The organism is Candidatus Pelagibacter bacterium nBUS_30 (assembly GCF_051201245.1).
Lineage (GTDB): Bacteria > Pseudomonadota > Alphaproteobacteria > Pelagibacterales > Pelagibacteraceae > Pelagibacter.
Genome location: NZ_CP172842.1, coordinates 419,643 through 446,640 on the forward strand (window position 1 = coordinate 419,643; position 26,998 = coordinate 446,640).

The 26,998-nt window shown below is 29.3% G+C and carries 24 protein-coding genes; 11 read left to right on the plus strand and 13 right to left on the minus strand.

Annotated features, from left to right (window positions below):
• Window positions 1–58 precede the first annotated feature (58 nt).
• From ACIJYE_RS02225 to ACIJYE_RS02235, 3 genes are read right to left on the minus strand one after another with little or no spacing between them, the layout of a single operon-like run.
• Window positions 59–1,186: a cobalamin-independent methionine synthase II family protein gene (locus ACIJYE_RS02225; protein ID WP_435090905.1), complete on the minus strand. Its 1,128-nt coding sequence runs from the start codon at window positions 1,184–1,186 to the stop codon at window positions 59–61.
• A 1-nt stretch (window position 1,187) separates the two neighbouring features.
• Window positions 1,188–2,156 (minus strand): ester cyclase, encoded by a 969-nt coding sequence (locus ACIJYE_RS02230; RefSeq protein ID WP_435090907.1) that lies wholly within the window; start codon window positions 2,154–2,156, stop codon window positions 1,188–1,190.
• Entirely contained in the window at window positions 2,156–3,100 is a 945-nt protein-coding gene (locus ACIJYE_RS02235; protein WP_435090909.1) for a cupin domain-containing protein, read from the minus strand. Before ACIJYE_RS02235 ends, ACIJYE_RS02230 begins: the two co-directional genes overlap by 1 nt.
• Window positions 3,101–3,140: 40 nt before the next feature.
• Here ACIJYE_RS02235 and ACIJYE_RS02240 point away from each other — a divergent pair, with 40 nt between their 5' ends.
• Window positions 3,141–4,229, plus strand: a complete 1,089-nt coding sequence (locus ACIJYE_RS02240) for an ester cyclase (RefSeq protein WP_435090911.1) — start codon at window positions 3,141–3,143, stop codon at window positions 4,227–4,229.
• Window positions 4,229–5,284 carry an ABC transporter ATP-binding protein gene (locus ACIJYE_RS02245; protein ID WP_435090912.1) on the plus strand — a complete coding sequence of 352 codons (1,056 nt, stop codon included), beginning with the start codon at window positions 4,229–4,231 and terminating at the stop codon, window positions 5,282–5,284. Before ACIJYE_RS02240 ends, ACIJYE_RS02245 begins: the two co-directional genes overlap by 1 nt.
• On the opposite strand, the gene hisD is transcribed toward ACIJYE_RS02245, so the two are convergent.
• Both hisD and ACIJYE_RS02255 read right to left on the minus strand, forming a co-directional pair.
• Window positions 5,281–6,567, minus strand: a complete 1,287-nt coding sequence (gene hisD, locus ACIJYE_RS02250) for a histidinol dehydrogenase (RefSeq protein WP_435088834.1) — start codon at window positions 6,565–6,567, stop codon at window positions 5,281–5,283. The genes ACIJYE_RS02245 and hisD overlap by 4 nt on opposite strands.
• A 165-nt stretch (window positions 6,568–6,732) precedes the next feature.
• Window positions 6,733–7,644: a bifunctional enoyl-CoA hydratase/phosphate acetyltransferase gene (locus tag ACIJYE_RS02255; RefSeq protein WP_435090913.1), complete on the minus strand. Its 912-nt coding sequence runs from the start codon at window positions 7,642–7,644 to the stop codon at window positions 6,733–6,735.
• 73 nt (window positions 7,645–7,717) lie between these two features.
• Between ACIJYE_RS02255 and ACIJYE_RS02260 the strand changes: the two genes are divergently transcribed.
• From ACIJYE_RS02260 to ACIJYE_RS02275, 4 genes are all read left to right on the plus strand, one after another.
• Window positions 7,718–8,857, plus strand: coding sequence for an epoxide hydrolase family protein (locus ACIJYE_RS02260; protein ID WP_435090914.1), 1,140 nt, complete (start codon window positions 7,718–7,720; stop codon window positions 8,855–8,857).
• A gap of 183 nt (window positions 8,858–9,040) precedes the next feature.
• Window positions 9,041–10,786: a hypothetical protein gene (locus tag ACIJYE_RS02265; RefSeq protein WP_435090916.1), complete on the plus strand. Its 1,746-nt coding sequence runs from the start codon at window positions 9,041–9,043 to the stop codon at window positions 10,784–10,786.
• Window position 10,787: 1 nt separating this feature from the next.
• Window positions 10,788–11,579, plus strand: coding sequence for a TylF/MycF/NovP-related O-methyltransferase (locus ACIJYE_RS02270; protein ID WP_435090918.1), 792 nt, complete (start codon window positions 10,788–10,790; stop codon window positions 11,577–11,579).
• A gap of 178 nt (window positions 11,580–11,757) precedes the next feature.
• A complete protein-coding gene (locus tag ACIJYE_RS02275; RefSeq protein WP_435090919.1) occupies window positions 11,758–12,612 on the plus strand; it encodes a bile acid:sodium symporter family protein in 855 nt (284 codons plus the stop codon).
• On the opposite strand, the gene ACIJYE_RS02280 is transcribed toward ACIJYE_RS02275, so the two are convergent.
• Entirely contained in the window at window positions 12,596–13,561 is a 966-nt protein-coding gene (locus tag ACIJYE_RS02280) for a MarR family transcriptional regulator (protein ID WP_435090921.1), read from the minus strand. The genes ACIJYE_RS02275 and ACIJYE_RS02280 overlap by 17 nt on opposite strands.
• Before the next feature lie 102 nt (window positions 13,562–13,663).
• On the opposite strand from ACIJYE_RS02280, the gene ACIJYE_RS02285 reads away from it, so the two are divergent.
• Entirely contained in the window at window positions 13,664–13,837 is a 174-nt protein-coding gene (locus ACIJYE_RS02285) for a hypothetical protein (RefSeq protein ID WP_435090922.1), read from the plus strand.
• Here ACIJYE_RS02285 and ACIJYE_RS02290 read toward each other — a convergent pair.
• The 6 genes from ACIJYE_RS02290 to ACIJYE_RS02315 all read right to left on the minus strand — a co-directional run bounded on the left by ACIJYE_RS02290 (window position 13,826) and on the right by ACIJYE_RS02315 (window position 20,426).
• Window positions 13,826–14,830 carry an Ldh family oxidoreductase gene (locus ACIJYE_RS02290; protein ID WP_435090923.1) on the minus strand — a complete coding sequence of 335 codons (1,005 nt, stop codon included), beginning with the start codon at window positions 14,828–14,830 and terminating at the stop codon, window positions 13,826–13,828. The genes ACIJYE_RS02285 and ACIJYE_RS02290 overlap by 12 nt on opposite strands.
• A gap of 7 nt (window positions 14,831–14,837) precedes the next feature.
• Window positions 14,838–15,776 (minus strand): Gfo/Idh/MocA family protein, encoded by a 939-nt coding sequence (locus ACIJYE_RS02295; protein ID WP_435090924.1) that lies wholly within the window; start codon window positions 15,774–15,776, stop codon window positions 14,838–14,840.
• Between the two features lie 5 nt (window positions 15,777–15,781).
• Entirely contained in the window at window positions 15,782–16,660 is an 879-nt protein-coding gene (locus ACIJYE_RS02300) for a hypothetical protein (RefSeq protein ID WP_435090926.1), read from the minus strand.
• Window positions 16,661–16,688: 28 nt separating this feature from the next.
• On the minus strand, window positions 16,689–18,599 hold the full coding sequence (locus tag ACIJYE_RS02305; protein WP_435090927.1) for an ABC transporter permease: 1,911 nt from the start codon (window positions 18,597–18,599) through the stop codon (window positions 16,689–16,691).
• Between the two features lies 1 nt (window position 18,600).
• Window positions 18,601–19,398, minus strand: coding sequence for an ATP-binding cassette domain-containing protein (locus ACIJYE_RS02310; protein ID WP_435090928.1), 798 nt, complete (start codon window positions 19,396–19,398; stop codon window positions 18,601–18,603).
• Window positions 19,399–19,484: 86 nt separating this feature from the next.
• Complete coding sequence (locus tag ACIJYE_RS02315) at window positions 19,485–20,426, minus strand: ABC transporter substrate-binding protein (protein ID WP_435090930.1); 942 nt, start codon at window positions 20,424–20,426, stop codon at window positions 19,485–19,487.
• A gap of 191 nt (window positions 20,427–20,617) precedes the next feature.
• On the opposite strand from ACIJYE_RS02315, the gene ACIJYE_RS02320 reads away from it, so the two are divergent.
• Genes ACIJYE_RS02320 through ACIJYE_RS02335 form a run of 4 tightly spaced genes read left to right on the plus strand, consistent with a single transcriptional unit; the run spans window position 20,618 to window position 25,760 of the window.
• Entirely contained in the window at window positions 20,618–21,964 is a 1,347-nt protein-coding gene (locus ACIJYE_RS02320) for an aspartate aminotransferase family protein (protein ID WP_435090932.1), read from the plus strand.
• A 34-nt stretch (window positions 21,965–21,998) separates the two neighbouring features.
• Window positions 21,999–23,117, plus strand: coding sequence for an alanine dehydrogenase (gene ald, locus ACIJYE_RS02325; protein ID WP_435090933.1), 1,119 nt, complete (start codon window positions 21,999–22,001; stop codon window positions 23,115–23,117).
• Window positions 23,118–23,121: 4 nt separating this feature from the next.
• The gene (locus tag ACIJYE_RS02330) at window positions 23,122–25,566 is read left to right on the plus strand and encodes a GcvT family protein (RefSeq protein ID WP_435090934.1); all 2,445 of its coding nucleotides are present in this window, start codon (window positions 23,122–23,124) and stop codon (window positions 25,564–25,566) included.
• A gap of 44 nt (window positions 25,567–25,610) precedes the next feature.
• A complete protein-coding gene (locus ACIJYE_RS02335; RefSeq protein WP_435090935.1) occupies window positions 25,611–25,760 on the plus strand; it encodes a hypothetical protein in 150 nt (49 codons plus the stop codon).
• Between the two features lie 60 nt (window positions 25,761–25,820).
• Here the strand turns inward: ACIJYE_RS02335 and ACIJYE_RS02340 are convergent, their stop codons facing one another.
• Window positions 25,821–26,984 (minus strand): tetratricopeptide repeat protein, encoded by a 1,164-nt coding sequence (locus ACIJYE_RS02340; RefSeq protein WP_435090936.1) that lies wholly within the window; start codon window positions 26,982–26,984, stop codon window positions 25,821–25,823.
• Window positions 26,985–26,998: the final 14 nt, after the last annotated feature.

Genomic DNA, 26,998 nt, shown 5'->3' on the forward strand with positions numbered 1-26,998 from the left:
ACTTAAAAGTATCTATAAAGTCATTCTGTCGTTTTTTTTGATAATTTAAAGCAAAAAATTAAATAGCTTTAGAAGCAAGCTCTGTACCAACTACTAAAGACTCAAGTTTTTTATAAACTATGTTTTCATCAACATTTCCAAAACCTGCAAAAGTACTGAAACCACAATCTGTTCCTGCCATTAATTGATCTTTGTTAACTACTTTTGAAAACTGAATAAGTCTATTTTTTACAACCTCTGGGTGTTCTATAAAGTTAGTAGTAGAGTCGATCACACCTGGGGCTATAATTTTATCTTGAGGCAATTTAATACCTTCAAACGCCTGCCATTCATGAGAATGTCTTGGGTTTGATGACTCTAGCAAATATGTTCCAACATTTGCTTTTAAAATTAAAGGTAAGATTTTATCTAAAGAAATATCATATGAATGAGGTCCTTCATAATTACCCCAGCAGATATGCATTCTAATTTTAGATTGTGGAATATTTTCTAAAGACTGATTAAGAAATTCAATTTGTTTTTCTGCTCTTTTTAAAAATTCATCTTCTGACAAATCTTTAAATGTCATGTGTCTTGCTAAAGCAAGATCAGGACAATCTAATTGCAAATATAAATCGTTAGAAACAATTTCTTCATATTCTTGCTTCATGAGTTTTGACAAAGAATTTAGATATTCATCATCATTTTTATAAAATTTATTTGGTAAAAATGCTGAAATTACACCTGGAGAGGCAGCATTCATAAATGCATGACTATGATTATTTTCTTTGAGAGCATCTTTAAAATTATTGATATCTTTAGTTAAAGATAAAGTGTCTTTTATTTTTAGTTCATGTGTGCAGCAAGGTCTTGTATAGGTTGGTGTTCCACCTGTTCTTGCAATTCGTTCTTTAAATGTTGGAAAATCATCAAGATCTCTTGGAGCTTTTCTTTCACTTTCTCCTGAAAATCCATCTATTCTATCTTTAACATAAGTCGCATAACTGATTTTTGACATCTCTCCATCACTTATAAAATCAATACCTAGATCAATTTGTTTTTTTACAATTTTTTTTACATCTTTTTTTACTACAGCATCAAAATTTTCTAAATCGATTTTTTCTTGCTTGTCCTTTTTAAATAAAAGATCAGAAAGCTCATCTGATCTTGGTAAGCTTCCAACATGAGTTGTTCTTATTTTAGTCATTTTAATTACTATTTATTAGAATTTGTTTCCATATTGCAACCTCATCAAACAAAACCCATTCTCTTATAACCCCATCTTCATTTAATTCTACATGATTTATTCCCATAATAAATAATTTAGAATTTGTTTTTTTACCATAGTCTCCACTGTCTGCTGAGTGCATACCTTCTAAAAACCATCTAATTGATGCCCTTGGGTTTTTGTTAGACTCATCTAAATATCCAACATGTTCAATGGTAAATTTGATATCAGTAAAAATATCTTTTAAAGAGTTCCAAAATTTTGAAATATCTTCTCTTCCATGACCCAATTTATTTCCCGGCCAATAAATACTGGAAGCTCTATTGTAATCGTTAAAATCGTAACCTTCTTCAAAAACTTTACTTAATATTTCTGAATATTTTTGACCCGCAGAGTCTTTTTTTATTTTCTCTGGTTGATAATCTGATGGCTTTATATCATTTTTATCAAAAAGTTTTTTTGCTTTTTCAAGTCCACCCTCCTTATCAATCATTATTTGAGCAAATTCTTTTGGAGTATAACCAATTTGTCTTACCATTGCTCCTTGATCTCTTACAATCCATTCATCGTACACTTGATTACTTTTACAAGCGCAATCTGCTATTACTCTATAATAAATATCTTTTCCAGTTGGTTTGCCATAAAATCCATCTCCTAAATGTGTTCCTTTGCTTAAAATCCTATGTGAGGAATGATAGCCATTAATATCATTTCCATTCCAGATAACGTCTTCACCAAGTAATTGTCTATTTGGAAATTCTTTTAGGGTATTATAAGTTGCCTCTATAACAGGTTTGTTGCCGTAAGTTATTCCAAAAGGGGACCTAACTGGTATGTCATCTGTATAAAATTCACCAATTGAATCCACATCTTTTCCTTCCCAAATCTGTTTAGTAATTTTTAAAATAAAGTCTGGGAAATCTTTATATTTTTTATCAAAGCCCTTCATCAAGCTTTACTAACACAATTTAAAAAACATTCTTCATTATTATCAATAGAAATGCTAACTTTAGTATTTAACGGAAGGGAAAAAGTATCTTTTGAATTAATATCAAATTCATCTTTTTCAATTTTAACTTTCCAAGTTCCTTTTTGTGAAAATAAAATAGTTGGTTTGTCAAAGATCAAATCCTCAATTAGCCCTTTTTTAGCTTTTAGAATACTGTAATTAAAACCAGTGGTATGATTAATTAAAGGATCATAGGATTTTTTACAAAAATTATTACCTATAATTTGAATTAATTTAATTTCATTATTTAGAATAGTTTCATGATTAATATGATCTTTAAACTTACAAACAAACTTACTAATTTCATCTATTTCATAGTTATCAAATTCTTTAAGCTTTTCATTTGTGATAGGCTCTAATAGTTTTCTGTTTTGAGGTATTTCACTTTCATTTAAATCAATCAAAGAATTGTCATCTAACAAAGCTAATCCAGTTTCTTTTGCTTTAATCAAAACATTAGGAACCCAAGTGATTATTCCAGGATCATCATTTCCCAATATTACAAAAATTAAACCTTCTTCATTACCAGCGTTTTCAAAACCTCTAAACATATTCGTTGGCATTGAAACAACATCCCCTTTACTCAAAATTATTTCATTTTTACCATCTGCACCCCAATAGAATCTCCATTTACCTGAATAGATTAAAAATACTTCAGCAGTTGTGTGACTGTGTAACCCTGAACCATTTTTAGGGTTAGCGCTAACTGCGCCAAGATTGTAACCATGAGGTTTAGAAATTTTAACAGACTGATTACTATCTTCTGCGACACCCGGACCTACAATTGAATAATTTTTTCTTTCTTTATGACCTTCCATTCTTCCCTCAACAAAAGGTAAGGTGCTAGGTGTCAGCTCATTAAATCTTGCAATTCTTTCAGTCATAATATTTATTGTCTTTTTATTAAATATAACTGTTTTATATATGAAAATTGAAAATTTTGACACAGGACTTAAAGGGCAAGAAGACGTAGAAAATATTATTATTACTCCTGAAGAAAATTATAAAAACAAACAAAAAGTAAAAAATTATTTAACAGATATAGTTCATTCAGGAAAATCTAAGCTAGATGATAATTTAAACAAATATTTTGCTAAAGATATAAAGGTTAATTGTTTTCACCCTGTTAATGAGTTTAGTGGTCTTGATAAATTTAAAGATGATTATTGGTTACCATTATTTGAGTCTTTCCCTGATTTAGAGAGAAGAACACAACTAATAATCGGTGGAACGTTTAGAGATAAAATACAAGTTGCCTCAATTTCTACACTTTCTGGAGTCTTTAAAAAAGATTGGCTTGGTATTAGACCCAATAATAAAATGGTTAATTTAAGATGTTGTGAAATACATGAGCTCAAAAATGACAAAATAGTTGAAAGCCATATCTTAATAGATGTTATCGATTTAATATTTCAAACAGGAGTTTTTCCTATTCATAAATCAAGAGGTGCTGAAGGTAATTGGCTAAACCCAATTAATACTGATGGTGTAAATTTCTTTGAAAAAGATATCAACATTTCTAAATCAAATTTAGATCAAGCACTTATAATGCAAAGAAGTCTAAATATTAAACCTGAACTAGATACAAATTCAGATGAAGATTTAAAATTAAAACTAATTGATCATCCACAAGCAGAGTTTTGGCATGATAAAATGATTTGGTATGGACCAAGTGGAATAGGGACCGCAAGATCTTTAGAAGGTTTTGTGGATAATCATCAACTTCCTTTTAGAAAAACCTTCAAAGAAAGAAATTACTGGAAACTAGGTCATTATTCTGAGCTAGGAGATGGAAAGTTTTCTTTAACTGCAGGATGGCACAGTATTCAAGCAACTTATGGTTCAAATGATTGGTTAGGATATCCTCCTAACAATAAAAATGTTACAATGAGAGTAATGGATTTTTATCATCATGATGAAGGAAAAATAAGAGAGAACTGGGTTCCAATTGACATAGCCCATATTTTAAACCAAATTGGTGTTGATATTTTTGAACTAATAAAAAAATTATAATGTCTAATATAAAATTTACTAACATTCACAAATCATTTGGAACTAACAAGATTATAAATAATTTTAATCTTGAAGGTAAAGAAGATGAATTTTTAGTTTTAGTTGGACCTTCAGGTTGTGGAAAATCTACTTTATTAAGAATGATTGCAGGGTTGGAACAAATTGATGAAGGAGAGATATTTATTAACGATCAGTTAGTTAATGAATTACATCCATCAAAAAGAGAAACTGCAATGGTTTTTCAATCTTATGCTTTATATCCACATATGAATGTTTATGAAAACATGTCTTTTGGTCTAAAAATTGAAAAAAGATCTAAAGAGGAAATTGAGCAAAAAGTTATGCATGCTGCCAAAATTTTAAAAATTGAAGAATTATTAGAGAGAAAACCTAAACAACTTTCTGGTGGTCAAAGACAAAGAGTTGCTATTGGAAGAGCTATTACAAGAAATCCAAAAATATTCTTATTTGATGAGCCGCTATCAAATCTTGATGCAGCTTTAAGAGCTGAAATGAGAGTTGAAATTTCAAAACTTCACAACCAAATAAAAACAAATATGATTTATGTAACACACGATCAGGTTGAAGCTATGACTTTAGCTGACAGAATAGTTATTTTAAATCATGGAAATATTGAACAAGTTGGTACACCAGATGAAATATATACAAATCCTTCAAATGTTTTTGTGGCTCAATTTATTGGTACTCCTAAAATGAATATTTTAAAAATTAATGGTGATAATGTCATCTCAAATAATGAAATTAAGTTTCTAGGAAATTCAGTTAAAATTAAAGGAATAAATTTTTCTAAGAAAGACTACTATTTAGGTTTAAGACCTGAGCACTTGAGTGTTTCAGAAAATAGTGAATACAAGTTTAATCCAAAAGTAGATTTGATTGAAAATCTAGGTAATGAAAAAATTGCCTATCTCAAAATGGATCAATACGAAATTAGTGCCAAAATACCAAGTCATCACAACATAGAAAATACAATGGGCTTCAACTCAAAAGATATTTTCGTTTTTGATGAAAACGGTAAAAGAGTTAAATCCTAGTTAGAATAACCGTATTTTTTAAGTCTCACATCACCAGTTCTTGCGTGCGCTTCCATTCCTTCGTATCTAGAAAGTCTAGCAGCAGCTGCACCAACTAATTCAGTAGATTCTTTGGTCATTCTTTGAAAACTTAAAGTTTTAATAAATTTTCCAACAAACAAACCACCCGTGTATCTTCCAGCACCTTTAGTAGGTAAAATATGATTTGTCCCTGAACATTTATCACCATAAGCAACAGTTGTTTCTTCACCTATGAATAAAGATCCATAATTTTTTAATCTTTTGTGAAACCATTCTAAATTTTTTGTCTGTACTTCTAAGTGCTCAGGAGCATATTCATCACTAATAGAAGCCATTTCTTCGTCTGTATCACAAAGAACTACTTCACCATAATCTCTCCAAGCTGCATCAGCATTTGTTCTTGGAAGTTCTGGTAATTCAGCAATCAACTCAGGAACTCTTTTCATCACTTTTTCAGCTAATTCTTTACTTGTTGTGTATAACCAAGCAGGAGAGTTATAGCCATGTTCAGCTTGACCAACTAAATCTACTGCAACAATTTCAGGATCTGCAGTTTCATCTGCAATGACAGCTATCTCTGTAGGACCTGCAAATAAATCAATTCCAACTTTTCCAAATAGTATTCTTTTAGCTTCAGCTACAAACTGGTTACCTGGACCAACTATTATATCTGCTGGTGCATTATTAAATAATCCATTTGTCATAGCTGCTATTGCTTGAACACCACCTAAATTCATAATTACATCTGCACCACAAAGGTCAGCCGTATAAACTATAGTTGGGTGAACTCCTACACCAGGTTTTGGAGAACTACACACTAGAATATTTTTTACACCCGCAACTTTTGCAGTTGTTACACTCATAACTGCAGAAGCAATATGAGCATATCTTCCAGCAGGAACATAACATCCAGCTGTATTAACAGGAATTAATCTTTGACCTGCAAATAATCCTTCAGAAAGCTCAACTTCAAAATCTTGTCCATAGTTTTTTAATTGTGCTTCAGCAAATTTTCTTACTCTCTCATGAGCAAATTGAACATCATCCTTAGTTTTTTGATCTAATGTTTTTTTAATTTCTTCAATTCTTTCCTTAGAAATAACCACATCACCTTCAAATTTATCAAATTTTTTTGAAAGTTCTTTACAACCCTCTTCTTTAGATTGTTCTATGTCTTTAAGAATTCCTTCAACTATACCTCTAGTTTTTGTATCGTCTGTTGAAGATGTTTTTGGTGATTTTTTTAAATATTGTATTGCCATTGATTATTTCCTTTGTTTAAGAACATCTTAATAAGGTAAAAATGAATTTTATTCAACGATTTAAAAATAAAACCTGTAAGCCATATTTACACTAGTAACACAAAGAATGATCACTAAGAGATATAAACTTATATAATCGATTGGTTTCATAAATTTAATTTAGAATTAATCTAAAGCAACTACTGCTGCTGCAATAGAAGCTAGTCTTGCTTGAGCTTCATCAGATCTGCTTGTAATTACAACTGGAACTTTACCACCAACTACAACTCCAGCAGCACAAGCTCCCATAAAATAAATCATCATCTTAACTAAACCATTTCCAGTTTCTACACTTGGAACTAATAAAACATCAGCTTCTCCAGCTACTGCATTTTTAATTCCTTTTATAGCAGCTGATTTTTTTGAAATACTATTATCGAATGCTAACGGTCCAAAAACATCAGCTTCTAAATTTTCTTCTTTTGCAAGTTTTGTTAATTCGGCAGCATCTAAAGAGCTTGGAACACTATCTAAAACTTCTTCTGTAGCTGATAAAACAGCAACTTTTGGTCTAGATATTCCTATTCTATTAGAAAAATTAATTACATTTTTAAGAATATGCATCTTTGTTTTTACATTAGGCAAAACATTTAAAGCACCATCAGTAATGATTAAAGGTTTGCCATCTTTTTCAACAGACATATGCCAGATATGACTTAATCGGGTTTTTCCTAACAAATTATATTCACGTTTTAAAACTTCTTTCATTAAGACATCTGTATGAATATGACCTTTAACAATTATTTTTATTTTATCTTCGCTAGCAAGTTTTGCTGCAATTTTTGCGGTATCGTTTTCAACAGGTTCATCAATTATTTCATATTCTGAAATATCCCATTTCAAATCCTCTGCACATTTTAAAATTTCTTTTTTGTCTCCAATAAAAATAGGTTCAATTAAATTTTCATTTACTGCATCTTGAACCGATAACATAGGTAATGGTTTACCCGCATTAACAACAGCAACTTGTACACCTTTTTTCTTATGAGCCTCATCTAAAAGGTTATTGGGGCAGACTATTTCTTTATTTGAAAGCATAAACAATAATTATAAATAATAATTAAAATGTATATAGTTGTTTTTATAATTATTGATAACAAAATAAGACAAAATGATTAAAGATTTTAAAATTAATGTATCAGATGAACAGATTTCTAACATTAATTCAAAAATAAAGAATTACCCGTGGTCTTCAATTCAAGACATGGATGATTGGGTACACGGAACTAATAAGAACTATTTAAAAGAATTGTGCGAATATTGGGTCTCTAATTTTGATTGGAAAAAACATGAAAAATTAATCAATAGTTTTTCAAATTTTAAAACTAATATTGATGGGATTGATATTCATTTTATAGAAGAAAAGGGCAGTGGAGCAAATCCTAAGCCTTTATTGTTGATGCATGGATGGCCAGGATCAATTGTTGAATTTTTAGATGTTATAAAACCACTAGCTCACCCAGAACAATTTGGTGGTGATGCAGATGATGCGTTTACTGTTATTGCACCATCCTTACCTGGTTTTGGTTTTTCAGGTGCACCAAAGAAACCTATCGGTCCAAGAAAAATTGCTGAAATTTTGGATAAATTAATGACTGAAAATTTAAACCATAAACAATATGTGGCACAAGGAGGTGACTGGGGTGCAACTATCGCTAACTGGCTAGGATATGATCACTATGATCATTGTAAAGCTATTCACATTAATTGTTTAACCATGAGACATCCTGATGGCCCACAAACAGAGGAAGAAAAGGTTTGGCAAAATAAGTTTGATAATGATCAAATTACTCAAGATGGGTATAGAACTCAACAAGCAACAAAACCTCAAACATTAAGTTATGCAATGATCGATAGCCCAGTAGGAATTGCTGCTTGGATTATTGAAAAGATGCATGGTTGGTCAGATTTAAAAGATAACAATATAGAAAGCGTATATTCAAAAGATGTTCTTTTAGCAAACATCATGGTTTATGTTTTAACTAATACTTTTAATACAGCTTCCTGGATATATTTTGGAAGACGTGAGGAGGGTGGCCGTTACTTTCCAAAAGATTTTAAAAAAATTTCAATCCCAACTAGTATTGCAATGTTTCCAAAAGAAATGTCTGAATGGCCTCCAAAATCTTATATTGAAAGAATATTTAATGTTAGACAAATTAATAAAATGAAAGAAGGCGGTCATTTTCCTGCACTTGAAAAACCAAATCTGTTAATAAAAGATATAAGAGAATTTTTTAATAAATTATAAATAAATTTTTACAAATCTTAAATTTTAAAAATAGTTTAAACTTATTCTACAATTTAGATAATCAATTTTATTGTCGATACAAATTATTAATGTTAATATTTTAATTTAAAATTTATATAATAAAAAGTACTTAGTCTGAGAAATTTTTTTCCATATTTTTTGCTGGTTTGTCTCATTTTTTTTGTGACACTTGTTTGGCCTTATGTAAAATTACCCTACGATACGTCAATAGCTATTCAGGGACAAGATTACCCACTCAATTTATATAATCCGTTAAATGATTCTTTAAGGTTTGTATTATTTATATTTTTACCTTTAAGTGGTTATTTCTTTTATAGATTTTTCTATGGTAAAATTACTATCAATTTATCAAATGATAATAAAATAAATAAAATTGATAATAACAATAAAGATTTATTTTTTTATACTCAAATTCTAATTATCATTGTTTTATTTCAATTCTTAAGTCTAGATTTTAAAATTTTTATTTCTAATATAGACATGTTTCACGAGGGTCTTTGGCTAACCGCCTCATCAAACGCAATATATACAGATGAATTGTGGCAATCGTCTTATGTTGGTAGGGGCTTATTTGGAAATTTCTATAATTATTTTTTATGGAAGTTTATCAATATTAATTCAATTGGTTTTTCAAGATTTATTCCATTAGTTTTAACACTTTGTAATAAAATTTTATTTATCTTAATTGCAAAGTCATTGATTGAGAAATGTCTTCTAACCAAAGTTGAAAAAAATTTATTTTTAATAATTTTATCTTTTTTACTAATAAATTTGTTTGCCTACGATGTTACGGCAGGTTCATATTTTAGATTGTTTCTTATTTTAATTTTTTCTTTATTTATATTAAATTTTTTTGATGCTTCTAATAATAAATCTCTTTCTTTTATAGGAATAGGATTGTTGTCTAGTATATCTATGTTTTGGTTTATTGATGTTGGTTTTTTTATTAATTTTCTAATTATAATATTTTCAATTTTCCTTATTTATAAAAAATTTTTTCGTTATTTAATTTATTTATGGGCTTATATCATCTTGGGTTGGTTATTTTGCTATACTTTACTACCTGAAAAAGAATTCTTAGAATTTATTAGCAATACATTAAGTATGATATCTACAATAGAATATATTGGTGGACTAATATACCCCACACCATTTCTATCAAAAGATGTTCGTTCTACAAAAGCTTTGTTAATGATCTTATTGACAGGTGTGTTTGTTGTGAATTTTCTTTTCAAAGATAAAAAATTTGCTTCGACAAATACTAAACTCTCATTAGTATCCTTGTTTATAATTTCTTGTGTATGTTTTAAAATAGCTCTTGGTAGATCTGATACAGTCCATATTAAAGCAGGATTAATTTTAATACACGTACCTTTTTATTACTTTATAATTAACTATTTCATTATTTTCTTAAAAAAAATAAATATATTAAATAAACATCTACCAATTATTTTACTAACATTTTTTTTAATTTTGAATTTTAATATTAATAAGAATATTCGAATAGCAAATATTCCTAATTTTTTTTCATCAGTAAAGTTATTAATTTATAAAGATGATTTAGCTTTTTTAGAAAAAGACTATCAAGAATTGATTTCATATTACAAAGAACTTGTGAGGCAAGAAGAATGTGTTCAAATTTTTACCAATGAAAATGCAATTCCATATTTTCTAAGAAAACCAACTTGTTCAAAATTTTATACCATCTACACCTCATCACCAGAGAATCTGCAAAAAAAAATGATCAATGATATTTCTTTTAAAAAACCAAATTATATTCTCTATGAGTTTTTAATTGATGGATACAGCAGTCCTAAATTGAATTTAAATCTTGTAAATGATTATATTTTAGATAACTACTCATTATTTAGAAAAATTAGCAAATGGACAATTTATAGTATTAATTAAAATGTTTAAAAAAATTCGATCATTTATAGGAAAACTTCTGCCAGAGAACATTCAGATGGTAATTATAATTTTTTTATCTGATACTTTTTGGACTTTAAGAAAATATTTTTTAGGTGCTGATATAGAATATCCTAAAGATTTTTTAGCCAACTGGAAAAGTATTAAGCACAAATCATCTCAAGATAGAGAAAGAAATTTTAATATGTATCAAATGATGAAATTACATAATGAATTTTTTAAAGATAAACAAACAAATGTTATTGAATTTGGTGTTGATAGAGGTGGAACGATAACTACTATTTCAAAATTTGTTAAACCCGATACTAGAATATTTGCTTTAGATAGTTTTGGAGTTTATTCTGACAACATTAAAAAAAATGTTACTGATTTTGATCCACATTATCAAGGTTCATATGTGCCATTTACCAAACAAACTAGATTTAAAGATTTTGATTATAAAATTTTAGAGCAAGAATTAAATAAAGATTTATTAAATAAAAATTGTAATTTAAAATTAATATGTTGTCATTTTCCCGATAGCTTGAATGAGAATGAAAAAAACGAAATTAGCCCTATCAAATACTCATTTGCACATCTTGATTTTGATTTATATACCCCTCAATTAGAAGCTATAAAATTTATACTTCCTAGATTAGAAAAAAATGCAATATTATTAATTGACGATTATAATCTTATTAATCAAGAAGGCTGTAAAAAAGCAGTTATGGAATCAAATATTAATTTCAACAGATGCTATGAAACACAAAGTGGACAACTGATCTGCTTCACTTAATTTAATAATATAAAATATATATTTTACTAAATCTTATTCTTATTAAAGAATATTTAATTTTAAAAAAAAAAATAAAATAAATGAAAGTGGCTAGTTTTCTGCGCTATCAAAGCCAAACCTGTTAACGAAAGATTTAAATTTGTTCTTTAAGAAAATATTGTTATAAATAACTGCAGGTATGGAAATAGTTACAAAAATAGCACCAATTTGTTTAGCATTAATAATGTTAGGATTAGGCCTTGGTCTTAAAGGTGAAGATTTTATAAGAATATTAAAAACTCCAAAAGATTTTTTTATTGGTTTTTTTTCTCAATTAGTAATTTTACCAATAGTTGCCCTATGTGTAGCTTTAATATTAAATCTTTCAGCTCCATTAGCTGTTGGTTTAATGATTATTGCTGCAGCACCAGGAGGAGTTACTTCAAATGTATTAACTAAATTTGCAGATGGAGATGTAGCATTATCAATCTCTTTGACTGCAGTTGTAAGTTTAATTAGCATTATATCAGTTCCATTTGTTGTCATTAACTCAGCTGAATTTTTTGGAGCTGTAGTTCCACAAGAAGTTTCATTGATAGGTATTGCATTGAAGATGGCATTAGTTGTAACTGTCCCAGTTTTTATTGGAATGATTATTAGAAGATTTGCTGAAAATTTTATTTCATCTAAAATTAATATTATTAATAAATTAACTAGCTTGTTATTTATAATTGTCTTTGTTGCGATTTGGATTGAAGAAAAAGATAATATTCTTAATTATCTTGCTCAAGCTGGTTTAGCTGTTTTAATCTTAAATATAGTAATGATGATGTTAGGATATTTTATAGCTAAAAAATTTGCATCAGGAATAGCTCAACAAAAATGTATTGCATTAGAATGTGGTTTACAAAATGGAACTTTAGCAGTGTTTGTTGCAACATTAATGTTTGATGATTTAGCTTATATGGTACCCACAGCAGCTTATGCACTTACGATGTATATAACTGGTTTTATCTTTATTTATATTTTAAGAAAATCTAATCAGAATTTATAACCTTAATTTGGTTAAAAATTCTATGCAACATATTACTTAAATCTTTCATATTTTGATTTTGCATCTTAATTTGTTTTTTTAACCTTGAACCTTTTATGTTCAGTGTAATAAGTTTTTTTTCATTAATATGTAAAAAATCAGTTTCAACTAATCTTTTTATCTTTCTAACAACTGTAGGTCTAGGAATACCCGTAATATCTGATAAAGACATGGCATTAACTCCCACATCATCGGCTCCCTGAGCTAACTTTGTCCAATGATTCATATTTAAATCTTTTGTTTTAAAAGTTTTATTGCCTACTGTATTTAAAAGAACTACTAACCCAATAGCCAAACTTTCTAAATCAGCTAAAGCAATCCTCCAACGATTGGTTAGAGTTAATACTAATTTATAAAATTGATACCAACAAAAAGAAAAATTATTTTTAAGTGACGTTGTAATTTCATCTGTATCGAAAATCTTAATGGTTATTTTTTCGTCTAATAATATTTTATTAAACTTATTAAGTAAGACACTTAATTCATTTAAAGTTTGTTTTGGTTTTGCTGTTATAAAGGCAGATCTATCTAAAAAAATCTTTTTTCCATTTTTTTTAATTACTCCTTCTTTCTCTAATTCTTGAAGCTTACGTCTTATGCTTTCTTTAGGTATCTTAAGATCAGTTGAAATATCACTGATATTGATTTTAGGAATTTCTATTGATTTATCATTATAAAATGTATCGTAATCTACAATTAATCCATTTTTTCTATAGAATATTAAGTCTTTATTTATTAAGTAAACTAAAATTATGTATTTATCGATATCCTGAAAAACATTGTATGAACGAATAAGCCAACTAGATAATAATTCAAACCAGTAGGGTGCGATCTTACTAAAATTTTTATTAAGAATTTTAAAGATTATATCTTCATCAATTTCATTGGATATGCTGGGTAATTTTTTCATATTTTTAAAAAACCCAATTTGGACAACAAATAGAGTAGAGTCAACCCATTTTGGACAAACGTTATGTATCTAATCTAAGCATTACATGATCTATTGATATTAATGAGTACAGAGAGCTTAAATAGAACATCAGTTGTGATAGAGACCCCTAGAGTTAACGTCGATGTTCTAAAGCAAAGATTAGCAGTTCAAAAGAAAAAAGATAAGTTAAAAAGAACAATAATCTTTTCAACTGTGTGTTTATCGTTAGGCGCTCTAACGCTTTTAGCTAATTAAAACTTCTAAATCTTTTTTAATTATATCAGGTATTGAGATTTCTTTTTTAAGATTTTGTTTGTAACGATTAAACTTATTTTGTCCTGGATACATTATTTCTTTTACACCTTTAATTTTAGGAAGTTTCTTAATTGTTTTAATATTATCTTTAATTCTTTGATTGTAATTTTTTTGAAATAAATTTGCTTTAAAAGTTATAAACAAATGACCAATATTTTGTGGTCCAGAAAAGTCATCAAAGGGATCTTTAACTCTACCTGCATGATTTCCACCTGTTAGTACACCACTTAAAATATCAACCATCCAAGCAAGTCCAGATCCTCTAAATCCTGCTATTGGAAGCTGTACACCTTCCAGAGCTTTTTTTGCATCGATGGTTGGTTTACCAAATTTATCTAAAGCTACACCTTCAGGAATTTTTTGATTATTTCTTGCAGCTACTCTAATCTTACCTCTGTTAATCATTGAAATCGATGTATCCAAAATAAAAGGAATTTTAGAACCAGTAGGGGTACCAAAACAAACTGGGTTTGTACCAAATAAAGTTTTTAATGCACCATGAGGTGCAACTGCTGGAGGAGCGTTGGTATATATCATTGCAATTAAATTTTTCTTAACAGCTTGTTCGGCATAGTAACCAGACAATCCATAGTGACCACTATTTTTAACGGCAACCATTCCGATACCTGTTTTTTGTGCATGTTTAATTGCAGTTTTAATTCCAAGATCAGCTGCAACAAAACCAATACTGTTATTTGCATCAATGTGAGAAATTGATTGAGATATTTTCTTTATTTTAATTTTTGGTTTTGGGTTAATTACTTTTTTTGAAATACGATCACAGTACATCTTCAATCTCGATAAACCGTGTCCATACGCTCCAACTAATTCCGCATTAATTAGTGCATTAGTTGATATTTTTGCATGATTTAATGACAAACCATGTTTTAAAAAAATTGAAATTATTAATTTTTTTAATTTAATTGTTTTCATAATATATTTAATTATTCATCCAATTACTGATCAATCTCATATTAATCAAGGAATTTTCTATGTTAAATAAATTTATTTTAGAATTTGGGTTGATAAAACTTTCAGAAACCTTTTCAATTTGATTGGCATAAACAGATAATTTTGAATTTATTGTTTTTAAAAAAAAGTGATTTTTGCTTGAAACTTCTATTTCGGTATTAAGATTTGGCAGCCATGGCTCTTTAATTTTGATAAATCCTTTAGTTCCATGAATTGTACAACTATTATCTAAATGTTTTTTAAAACTAACATGAATGTTAGCTGTAAATTTATTACTATATTCTAGAATTGCTGTGGCATCATCATCAACACCACTTGGGGCATAATTTAAGTTTTTTGACTGTATTGATATTTTCGAATTGTCTTTGACTAATAACATAAAAAAACTTATTGGGTAACAACCTAAGTCAAAAATTGAACCACCTCCTAAAAAGTTATCATACAATCTTGAAGAAGGTTTGAACTTTGTTTCAAATCCAAAATTACTTTCAATATTTTTAATTTCACCAATTTCATCATTTTCAATTAATTTAAGTAACTCAATAGTTTGAGGATGTGAATAGTATGCAATTGCTTCATAAAATTGAATTTTTTTTTCAGATAATATTTCTTCAATTTCAACTAATTCATTCAATGACATTGAAGCAGGTTTTTCACATAAAATTTTTTTTCCTTCTTTGGAAATTTCTTTAATTAAATGGGTGTGTGTATTATTCAATGTAGATATATATATTGCATCAATATTTTTATCTTTAATTAAATTTTCATATGTTTGGTTTTCAAAGTTTTTAAATTTTTTTCCAGATTTACTTGCTATCCCAATTAATTTTGAGTTTGAAGTTTCCTCTATTGAGTTTGCAAATGTTAATCCCATTCGCCCCAAACCTAAGATGCCCCAATTAATCATTTTTACTAATCAAACCAATCTTTAAATTTTTCTTTATTTTTAATTAAATAAGATGGTAAATTATGATCCTCTAATACTTGAAGTTTATAGTTAGCATTATATTTATTATCTTCAGACTGATCTGCTTTATGATTGTAGTTAACAATTCTATTATCAATACATTCTTGAATATTTTCTACAGTTAAACCAGAGTCATCAAATTCATTATGATGTCCAAAATTTGAAAGCTTATTATAAATTTCTTCAGCTGATTTTAGATTTGTAAAATGCCAACCTCCATTTTGTATAATCTTTAAATTGATGTGCTTAGTTTTTGAAAAAATAGTATCTAAACGCCACCATGGATATTTTTTATTTTTTAAATTTCTTAGCCAAGACAATGATAATAATTTTTTCTTTTTACAAGCTTTAGTTCCATACCATGGCATTAAATCGTAAAATAAGTTAAATTTATAATAAAAAAAAAGTTGCTTAAAAATGAAAATATCATTTTTTGCGTTTTTAAAATCTTTTGAGTTTAAATTAGGTATCTCGTCATTATCACTTAAACAAATTAAATCATTATCAGCAACATCTTCTAATGCATTTAACATAAAATTATAAGATTGCTCAATTCTTAATAAGCTATTCATTCTTTTAATTGAACTAGAGTTATTTGAATTTTCATCAATACCTTCTGGTTCATTTTCAATGACCAAATATTCAATTTTATCTTTAAATTTAGGGAAGTTGTTAATATCAAAATTTAATGGTTTTAATTTCCCACTATGGGAGTATTTAGACTCCGTTACTATAAACTTATCCACGTGTTCATTTAGTATATGGAATCTTACATCCATCATTAAATCCTCAGAATAGTATGTGGTACAATCAATAATTTTCATTAATTATGAATGAGTATATTTGTTTTGGCTAACCTTTGCCACGCCATGGAATATATTTATCTATAAGTTTTCGTAAAGTTACATCAAATAATAAACCTAGCATTCCCATAACAAAAATTGTTATCCAAATAACTTCATATTGGAAGTATTTTTTAGCAACGTTTTCAACAAACCCAATACCAGTTGTACCAGCTAAAAACTCAGCTGCAACTAAAGTTCCCCAACACATACCAATTGCAACTCTTACACCAGTTAATATTTCTGGTAATGAATTTGGAAAAATTACGTATCTTAATATCTGCCATTTAGAAGCGCCCAAAGAGTGAGAAGCATGAATTTTTGATAGTTGAGTTCCAGACGCACCTGCACGAGCTGATATAATCATAATAGAAAAAGATACCATGAAAAGTAAAAATACTTTCCCAACGTTATCAATTCCAAGTACAGATATAATAAGTGGAGCCCAAGCTAGCGGTGGAACCGGTCTGTATAATTCAATTAATGGGTCAAAAAATCCTTTGGCAAATCTATTAAGACCCATAAACAATCCAAGAGGTACTCCTAAGATAATTCCAATTACCAAACCTAACAATACTCTTAAAAAAGAATCCCATATATGCCCCATTGGAACAGGAATTTTAAATAATTTAAACTCACCAGTTACTACACTTAAAACTTTACTTTTAAAATTTGGTTCAACTACACCTATTTCATTATGAACAGGGTATTTACCAGGCACAATATCTGCAATCCAATCAGGTAGAATAAAACCAACTATTTTACTAACATCCATCATTTCAAACCAAAGCAATGGAATATTTTTAAAACCAACACTAGGTTTTGATAAAAGAATAAATTTATCTAGAGTATCAGAAGGTTTGGGTAGCCATCTTCCTGAACCTTGTTCAGAACAATTTGGACCACTTGATACAATTGTACCAGCTGGAAATAAAAGCATATCCACATACTTTAAAGAGCCTTGTTCCTTTTTTTGAACTTCATCAAAAGATATGATTGCCCCTTGTAGATCATTTAAAGTTTTAGGGGGGAATATACTTGCATATTCAATTCTTCTTGCAATTTTAAGAATATCTTTTGCCAATGTAGAAGCAACTTCTTCACTATCGTTAGCTTCTTTTCTAAATGTTTTAACGTCATCTTTAATTTTTTTCATAACTGATTTGTATTGAAAGTTATGATTTCTTAATTTAAAGAATTCATCGCTAATTATCTTAAGTTCTTGTGCTGCTGCATCAAATTTTAGACCTTTGTCTGTTTTAGGAATTGTTGGAACTTCAACAGTATTCTCTACAGCTGTACCAGAAGCTCCCCAACCACCCTCAGCTTGAGCATCGATTAATCTTTTATTTCTTTGCTCTGAACTTTCATAGGGATAATCTTTTTTCTGAAATTCGGCAGATAATTGATCAATTTTACCTGCAAGTTCAAAAATTTTAACTTTTGTTTGAGTATCTAATAAAGCTTCATTAGTTAATAATGGAATTGTAGATTTAGTCTTATCAATTAACCCAAGTAAGATTGTTCTGTGTTGCTCGCTAATTTCACTGGAGTTCTTAATTTCATTTCTAAGCTTAACTATATTTTTATTTTCAGCTTTAATAATAGATGTACTTTTGAACTCTCTCTCTTCAATAGGAAACAAGTATTTCAAAGATAATAAAGAGTCATTTACTTTACCAACCTGACATAGTTCATTCGCTGATTGAGGGTAAAAAGATTTTGCTATATCCCATGAATAATAAAGCCAAGTTAATAGAATGACACTACTTCCAACAATAATCCAATGAGTTCCACCTTTTGCTCGCTCTGGGTTTCCAAAAACAGCATCTACTTTTTCAGTTCTTATAAGTTTTCTGCCGTACATAATGCAGCCAATGATAGCTACAATAATTAAAAAAGTTATAATTTGAGTAAACATATTAAATATCCTTACCCATTATTTCTTCTTCCATGTTCCAAATCATGGTTAGGATTTCTTCTCTCTTACTTGTAAAGTCCTTCAAGTTTTTAATATCTCTTAAATCTTCTTTTAAACCCATTGAAGCAAATGGAAGATTGTACTCTTTATGTATACGTCCAGGTCTTGGTGCCATTACATATAACCTTTCACCAAGCAATAAAGCCTCTTCAACTGAGTGAGTGATTAAAATAATTGTTTTTCCAGTTTCTTTCCAAATTTTAAGAACTAAAGACTGCATTTTTTCTCTAGTCAGTGCATCTAGTGCCCCAAGAGGTTCATCCATTAAAATTAAATCTGGATCATTAATTAAGCATCTTGCCAGAGCAACTCTTTGCTGCATACCACCAGATAGTTGGTATGTAGGTGTATTTCCAAATCCTTGAAGGCCAACAATCTCTAACCATTCTTCAACTTTTTTTGCTGTCTCAATTGGATCTTCATTTTTCATTCTTAATCCAAAATTTACATTTTCAGCAACCGTCAACCACTCAAATAAAGCACCTTGTTGAAATACCATTCCTCTTTCAACACCAGGTCCATTAATCTCATTATTGCCTAATGTTATTTGACCAGAGGTAGGTCTTAAAAATCCAGCCGTGATATTTAGTAATGTTGTTTTCCCACATCCAGAGGGACCAAGAACTGTTAATAGTTCTCCTTTTTTTAGAGTAAAATTAACATCTTTTAATGCGTGAACTGTTTCTCCTTTAGGAGTTTTGAAAATCATGTTTAGATTTTGAGAAACCAAATCACTCATAAGAATTCTTTATATTAGATTATTTTAAAAAAATAGGCACCAACTATTTCTAATTGGCGCCTATTAAAATTTATTTTACTCTCTTATTAAAGAGGTAAAAAACTTGTGTCCACTGCTCCGTTAGGAGTATCCATTCCTTTTAAGAAACCAGCAAGATTTCCAGAAGTCATAGACTTTTCAGTTTCAGCAGGTGAAAGAAATTTAAATCCACCGATTGTTTCTTTCATATCACCAAGTTTCATTTCAGCGTCTTTTGCTATTACGTTCATGTCTGATTTACCAGCAGCGTATCTAGCATTTGCTTCATGAGTTACTTCGATGAAAGTTCTTAACATTCCTGGATTTTCTTTCATGAACTTGTCAGTTACAGATGTAATATCAATTCCTAAGATACCAGCATCTCTAGCTTCTTGAACTGTTAAAAGTCTTGATCCAACTGCAGTTGCAGCTTTGATAGAGTTACCACCAAATAGACAAGCCATAACTACGTCACCACTTACTAATGCAGCAGCACCTTCTTCTGGGTCCATTTGAATAACATCCATTTTAGATCTGTCAGCTCCAACAACTTTCATACTTTCGTCAAAAACGTATTCAGCCATTGTTCCAAGTGGAACAGCAACTTTTTTACCTTCTAACTCAGAACCATTTGCTTTAGTAATTCCAGAAGCATTAGATGTAACACAAGTTGTTCCACCCATTCCGTATTCCATAGCAATGTCTACAAGTTTTAAAGGCGCTTTAGATTTAACAGCGTTAATGAAAGGCACTAAACCTTGTGAGTAAGAAATATCAATATCTCCTGCTAACATAGCATCAGTCATTGCACCACCATTTGAAAAGTTTGTCCATTTAACTGGAACACCTAAAGCTTTTTCATACAAGCCTTTAACTTTGTCTTCTTGGTTTGGTGTTGGCCATTCTAGAAAGAATGCAACTCTTACTTCTTTAGCAGCTGAATTTGCAACTGAAATAGAAAGGTTAAGAGCAACAATTGAACCAAGGATAAAACTTAATATTTTTTTCATTATTTTTCCTATGTTTAATTAATTAAATTAACCTTATTTAAATTCAATTTGTCAGCGAAGTAAAACAAAAAAATGTCACTTGCTACAATCTATGGTTGTGTCAATAATGTTCTAGTTTAAGTATTTATTTTAGTCTAAAGAGGCCGTAAGTTTAACTTACAAAAAATATTTAATATCAAGAAAGAAATTTTATGAGCTCAGAAAATAGAACTTCAGTACCAAATTCATTAAACGAACATTGGATGCCGTTTACATCTAATAAAGATTTTAAAGCAAACCCAAGATTAATAACTGAAGCAAAGGGTGTTTACTTAAAAACACACCATGGCAAAACTCAAATCGATGCAAGCTCAGGATTATTTTGTAATCCTTTAGGACACGGAAGAAAAGAAATTACAGAAGCAGTAACAAAACAACTTGATACATTAGATTATGCACAACCTTTTCAACAAGGTTTTGGTGGTTCATTTGAGTTAGCTTCAAGAATAGCAAAACATACTCCAGGTGATTTAAACAAAATGTTTTTTACAATTTGTGGATCAACAGCTGTTGAAACTGCAATTAAAATTGCTGTTGCTTATCATAGAGCAAAAGGTGACTCACAAAGATTCAGATTTGTTGGACGTGAAAGAGGTTATCATGGAATGAATATAGGATGTGTTTCAGTAGGTGGAATGGTTAATAATGTTAAAACATTTGCTAGCATTTTGATGCCAGGTGTTCAGCACATTAGACATACTCATTTACCAGAACATAAATTTGTAAGTGGTCAACCTGAAACAGGAGATTATTTAGCAAACGATTTGGAGTCTATTTGTCAAAACTTTGGTGGTGAAAATATTGCTGCATGTATTGTTGAGCCTATTGCTGGATCGACAGGAACATTAGTTCCACCAAAAGGTTATTTACAAAAATTAAGAGAGATTTGTGACAAGCATGGCATTCTTTTAATTTTTGATGAAGTGATCACTGGTTGGGGTAGAACTGGATCTAAATTTGGTGCACATGAGTTTGGTGTAACACCTGATATTATGACAATGGCCAAAGCCACAACTAATGGTGTGGTACCAATGGGTGTTGTTGCATGTAATGATAGTATTTATGATGCTGTAATGGATGCTTCGCCAACAGGAGCTGTTGAATTATTTCATGGATACACTTATTCAGGAATACCTGTTGCAGTAGCTGCTGCCTTAGCTGTTCAAGATATATTTGAAAAAGATGATATTTTTAATAGAGCAAAAAACTTAGCCCCTTATTTCCAAAAAGGTTTATTTTCTCTTAAAGACTTAGAGTCAGTAGATAACATCAGAGGTTATGGAATGATGGGTGGAATTGATATGAAATTAAATACCAAACCAGGTAAAGCTGGTTTCGAATGTTTTAAAGCTTGTTATGAAGCAGGTGTAAATTTTAAAGCTACTGGTGACTGTCTGATTATTGCTCCACAATTTATTTGTGAGGAAAAACATATTGATGAAATTATTGATAAACTGAGAACAGGTATCACTAATTATCAAAAAAACCAAAAAAACTAATTAGTTTTAAACAAATAATAAAGAAAGAAGTTTTATGAAGATAGGTGTACCCAAAGAAATTAAACCACAAGAACATAGAATTGGATTAACTCCAGAAAGTGTAAAAACTCTAATTTCTGAAGGTCACGAAGTATTTGTTGAAAACAATGGTGGGTTTGAAGCTGGCTTTGAAAACGAACAGTATACAAGTGTGGGTGCTAAAATTGTTAATAATGCAGCTGACATTTTTAATGATGCTGAAATTATAGTTAAGGTTAAAGAGCCTCAAAAAGTTGAAGTAGATATGATTAGAGAAAATCAAATTGTATACACTTATCTTCATCTTGCGGCTGCAAAAGAATTAACTGAAGGGTTAATCAAATCTAAAAGTATTAACATTGCCTATGAAACAGTAACAGATGACAATGGAAGATTACCTTTGCTTGCACCAATGAGTGCTGTTGCAGGGAGAATGTCAGTTCAAGCAGGAGCTCATTGTTTGGAGAAAAATCAGAAAGGAAGAGGGCTTCTATTAGGTGGAGCACCAGGAGTTGCCCCTGGCAAAGTTGTTATTTTGGGTGGCGGAGTTGTAGGTGAAAATGCAGCAGTTATTGCAACTGGTATGCAAGCCCAAGTTCATATTGTTGATAAATCTGAAGCAAGATTAAAACAACTCGTAGAAATGTTTGGAGATAAAATAATTCCAGAGCAAAGTGATAAGATTGATTTAAATAAATTAGTATCAGAAGCTGATCTTTTAATTGGGGGTGTTTTAATTCCAGGTGCTGAAGCTCCTAAATTAGTTACTAAAGACATGATTAAATTAATGAAACGTGGATCAGTCATTGTTGATGTTGCAATTGATCAAGGTGGATGTGTTGAGACAAGCAAACCAACCACTCATGGAGACCCTACTTATATTGTTGATGATGTTGTTCATTATTGTGTGGCTAATATGCCAGGAGGAGTTCCAAGAACCTCAACATTAGCTTTAAATAATGCAACTTTACCTTTTTTAGTTAAACTTGCTAATAAGGGATATCAAAAAGCTTTAGGTGAAGATAAAAATTTTTTAGCTGGATTAAATGTTCATAAAGGTCATGTAACATATAAAGCGGTAGCAGATGTTTTTGGGCATGATTATGTCTCACCAGATGAGGCTATTAAAATCTAATTAAATGGAAAAAGCTTTACCAAGCAGCACAAAAGTTGTTGTAATTGGTGGAGGTGTTGCTGGATGTTCGGTTGCTTATCATTTAGCAAAACTTGGTTGGAAAGATACAATTTTACTTGAAAGAGACCAATTAACCTCAGGAACTACTTGGCATGCCGCAGGATTAGTTGGACAATTAGGTGCAACTGCTACAATTACTAAACTTCGAAAATATTCTCTTAATCTGTATAAAGAACTTGAAAAAAAAACTGAACTCTCCACTGGTTTAAAACAAAATGGTGCGATAACTGTAGCAAGCTCAAAAGAAAGACTTCAAGAGTTATTAAGACAAGCAACTTCCGCCCAACTTTTTGACGTAAATGTTGAGGTATTAGATAAACAAAAAGTTAAAGATTTATATCCTGTAATTAATGATCAAGACATTTTGGGTGGTGTTTATATGCCTGAGGATGGTCAAGCAGATCCTGTTGGAGTCACTAATGTGTTGGCTAAAGCTGCAAAAATGGAAGGGGCCAAGATATTTGAAAAATCACCAGTGACTAAAATCTTGTTAAAAAACAATAGAATTATTGGTGTTGAAACTAAAGAGGGTAAAATAGATTGTGAGTATGTGGTGCTTGCAACTGGAATGTGGTCTAGGCAAATTGGTGAAGATATTGGAGTGAGTGTACCCTTATATCCTAATGAACATTTTTACATAATTACAGAGCCCATGAAAGATCTTCCAAAAGATCTTCCAGTCTTAAGAGATTATAATGACTGTCTTTATCTTAAAGAAGATGCAGGAAAAATGTTGGTTGGTATTTTTGAACCAGGTGCAAAGAATGCATTTAAAGAAAAGGGAATAGTCCCTAATGATTTTTCCTTTGGTGAGTTTCCTGATGATTTTGATCATTTTGAACCTTATTTAGAGAAATCATTTAAAAGACTTCCGTTGTTAGAAAATGCAGGAATAAGAAAATTTTTTTCAGGACCAGAGTCATTTACACCAGATACACAATATTTATTAGGTGAAACTTCTGAAGTGCAAAATTTATATACTTGTTGTGGTTTTAATAGTATTGGAATTGCAAGCTCAGGAGGGGCAGGTAGAGTTACAGCTGAGTGGATGATAAATGGATATATGAATGAAGATTTATATTCACTAGATATAAAAAGATTCCAAACATTTCATTCTTCTAAAAAATTTATAATGAATAGGGTTACAGAAACTTTAGGGGATTTATATGGAATGCATTGGCCGTATAAACAACATAAAACATCAAGAAATCAAAAATTACTTCCATATCATAATGAATTAAAAAATGCTGGTGCATGTTTTGGTCAATCAGGAGAATATGAAAGACCAATGTGGTTTGCATTAAATGGCTCTAAACCAGAATACGATTATAGTTTTAATTATCAAAATTGGTATCCATCTGTGGAATACGAATGTAAAAATGTAATTGAAAATGTTGGTCTGTTTGAACTCTCTCCTTTTTCAAAGTATGAAATTAAAGGAGATAAAGCATATGAAGAATTGCAAAGATTGTGCACTGCTAATATTAAAAATGAAATTGGTAAATGCACATATACCCATATGCTTAATGAGGGTGCGGGTATTGAAACAGATGTAACAGTTGTTTGTATTGATAATAATCATTTTAGAATAATTAGCTCAGCTGCAGTAAGGACTCATGATAAAGCGCATATTCTAAAACACTTATCCGGCGACGTTGAATTAAAAGATGTTACTGATGATATAATATGTTTAGGAATATTTGGACCTAAAAGTAGAAACTTATTATCAAAACTAACAAATCAAAATTTATCAAATGAAAATTTTAAATTTGGAACTGGTAAAATTTTAAAAGTAGGACATATAAATGTATGGGTACAAAGATTATCTTATGTTGGTGAGCTTGGTTATGAAATTTACATTAATAAAGATAATGGAAAAGAAATTTATGATTTGATTGTAAATACTGGTAAAGATTTTAAACTTAGTCATTGTGGTTCTCATACGATGGATATCATGAGAATGGAAAGTGGTTTTCTACACTGGGGACACGACATTTCACCTGAAGAAAATCAATACCAAGCAGGTTTAAATTTTGCAATAAGTTTTAAAAAATCATTTGATTTTATTGGAAAAAAAATATTACAAAAAATTAAAAATCAAAAATTGGACAGAAGGTTTGCAATGTTTATCTTAAAAAATAGTGAACCTGGTAAGCCACTATTACTTCATGAAGAGCCAATTTATTTAAATGATAACATTATTGGCAAAACAACTTCTGGAAATTATTCATTTAATTATAATAAAAATCTATCATTTGGTTATATAAAATCAGATCTTTCTAATGAAGATTTGCGAGATAAAAAAATATATATTGAAATTGAAAAGAAAAAATATCAAGCAGAAATATTGTTAAGACCGTTAAAAGTAAATAATTTTAAAAAAATATAGCTATTAGTTTGTTTTTTAGTGAAATACCTGTTTTAATATTTAAAATGAAAAAAAGTTTTTATAACCACACGTCAACAAATGATAATCTTGACCCAAATATAAATTCTATAAATAAAAAACTTAAAACAACTGATATAAATATTTTACTAAACAGAGTTAAAGTTGATAAAAAAAATGATTTAAAAAAAAAATAATCTTTTTATCGATATTAATATTTGCGATTAGTATTGTTACTGGATTTGCTTTATTTTAATTTAAGCACTTTTCGATCTTTTTAAGTGTTTTTCAATAAACTTAGAATAAAAATTTTGATTTGTAATTTCTGTATGTGATTTGTCATTAATTAATTTTGCATAAGCAAGCCAATTTCTAATTACTAAAGCATCATAAAGGGAAACACCTTTGATGGTCGGTCTTGTGATTTTATCTAAAATTAAATCAGGATTTTGTTGGTCAATTGTATCTTCATATTTTTTCCAATCTGGATTGTATGTCATGGCATTATCTTTTAAACTATCATAGGTAGGATACTTAAAAGCATATTCTGTGCATCCTTTTTTAATCTTATAACTAATATTAGAATTAATATTTTTACCCAAAACTTCTTTTAATTGACTTAAAATATTTTCAGATTCTTTTATTGAAGAGCAATAAACTAAACCTTTATATTTACCAGAAACATTTGGCCTTAATTCAATCATACATTTTCTTGTGTTGTTATTTAGAAATTTAATATTGTCAAAAATTATAAATAATTTTATTAAGTCTACTACGTTATCAAGTTCAATCTGAACTTTAAAACAATCAAAACAAAATTTTGGAATAGCATTGAATGTATTAAAAACCTTTTTATGTCTATCGCAATGAAGTGGTGGTTTATTCCTTCTGTAAGTTTGCGTCATGTCGAATTCTAAATTTTTTAATTTATCATCAACAACATTATTAATTTCATTCATATAATCTTTAATCTTTTTATTAATTATAAAATCTTGGGGTGAATAATTAAAATTAATTTGATTTAGCTTGTTATGGGTTGAAACAATATCTGAATTATTTTTTTCATAATTCTCAGTATGAGACAAAACATTTATCAAAGCAGAAATTGATTGTTTAAAATTGTTTTTTAAATTGATTGATTTAATGAAATTTTCTATCGCTTGTTCGTTTTCTCCAATTGTATAATTCAATATACCTAAATTGTTAAATATTTCAGGTGAATTTGAATTTAAACTAACTCCTTTGTTAAAATCTTCTTTAGCTTTACTAAATTTATTTAATTTTAAATATGCAATACCCCGATAAAAATAAAACATATAACTATTTTTATTTTCATTTTTAGATTTATCTAAAAGCTCTATAACTTCATGAAATTTATTAGCTTTGAATAACGATAATATAGTATTTGAATTTGATAACATTGATAAAGTTTAAT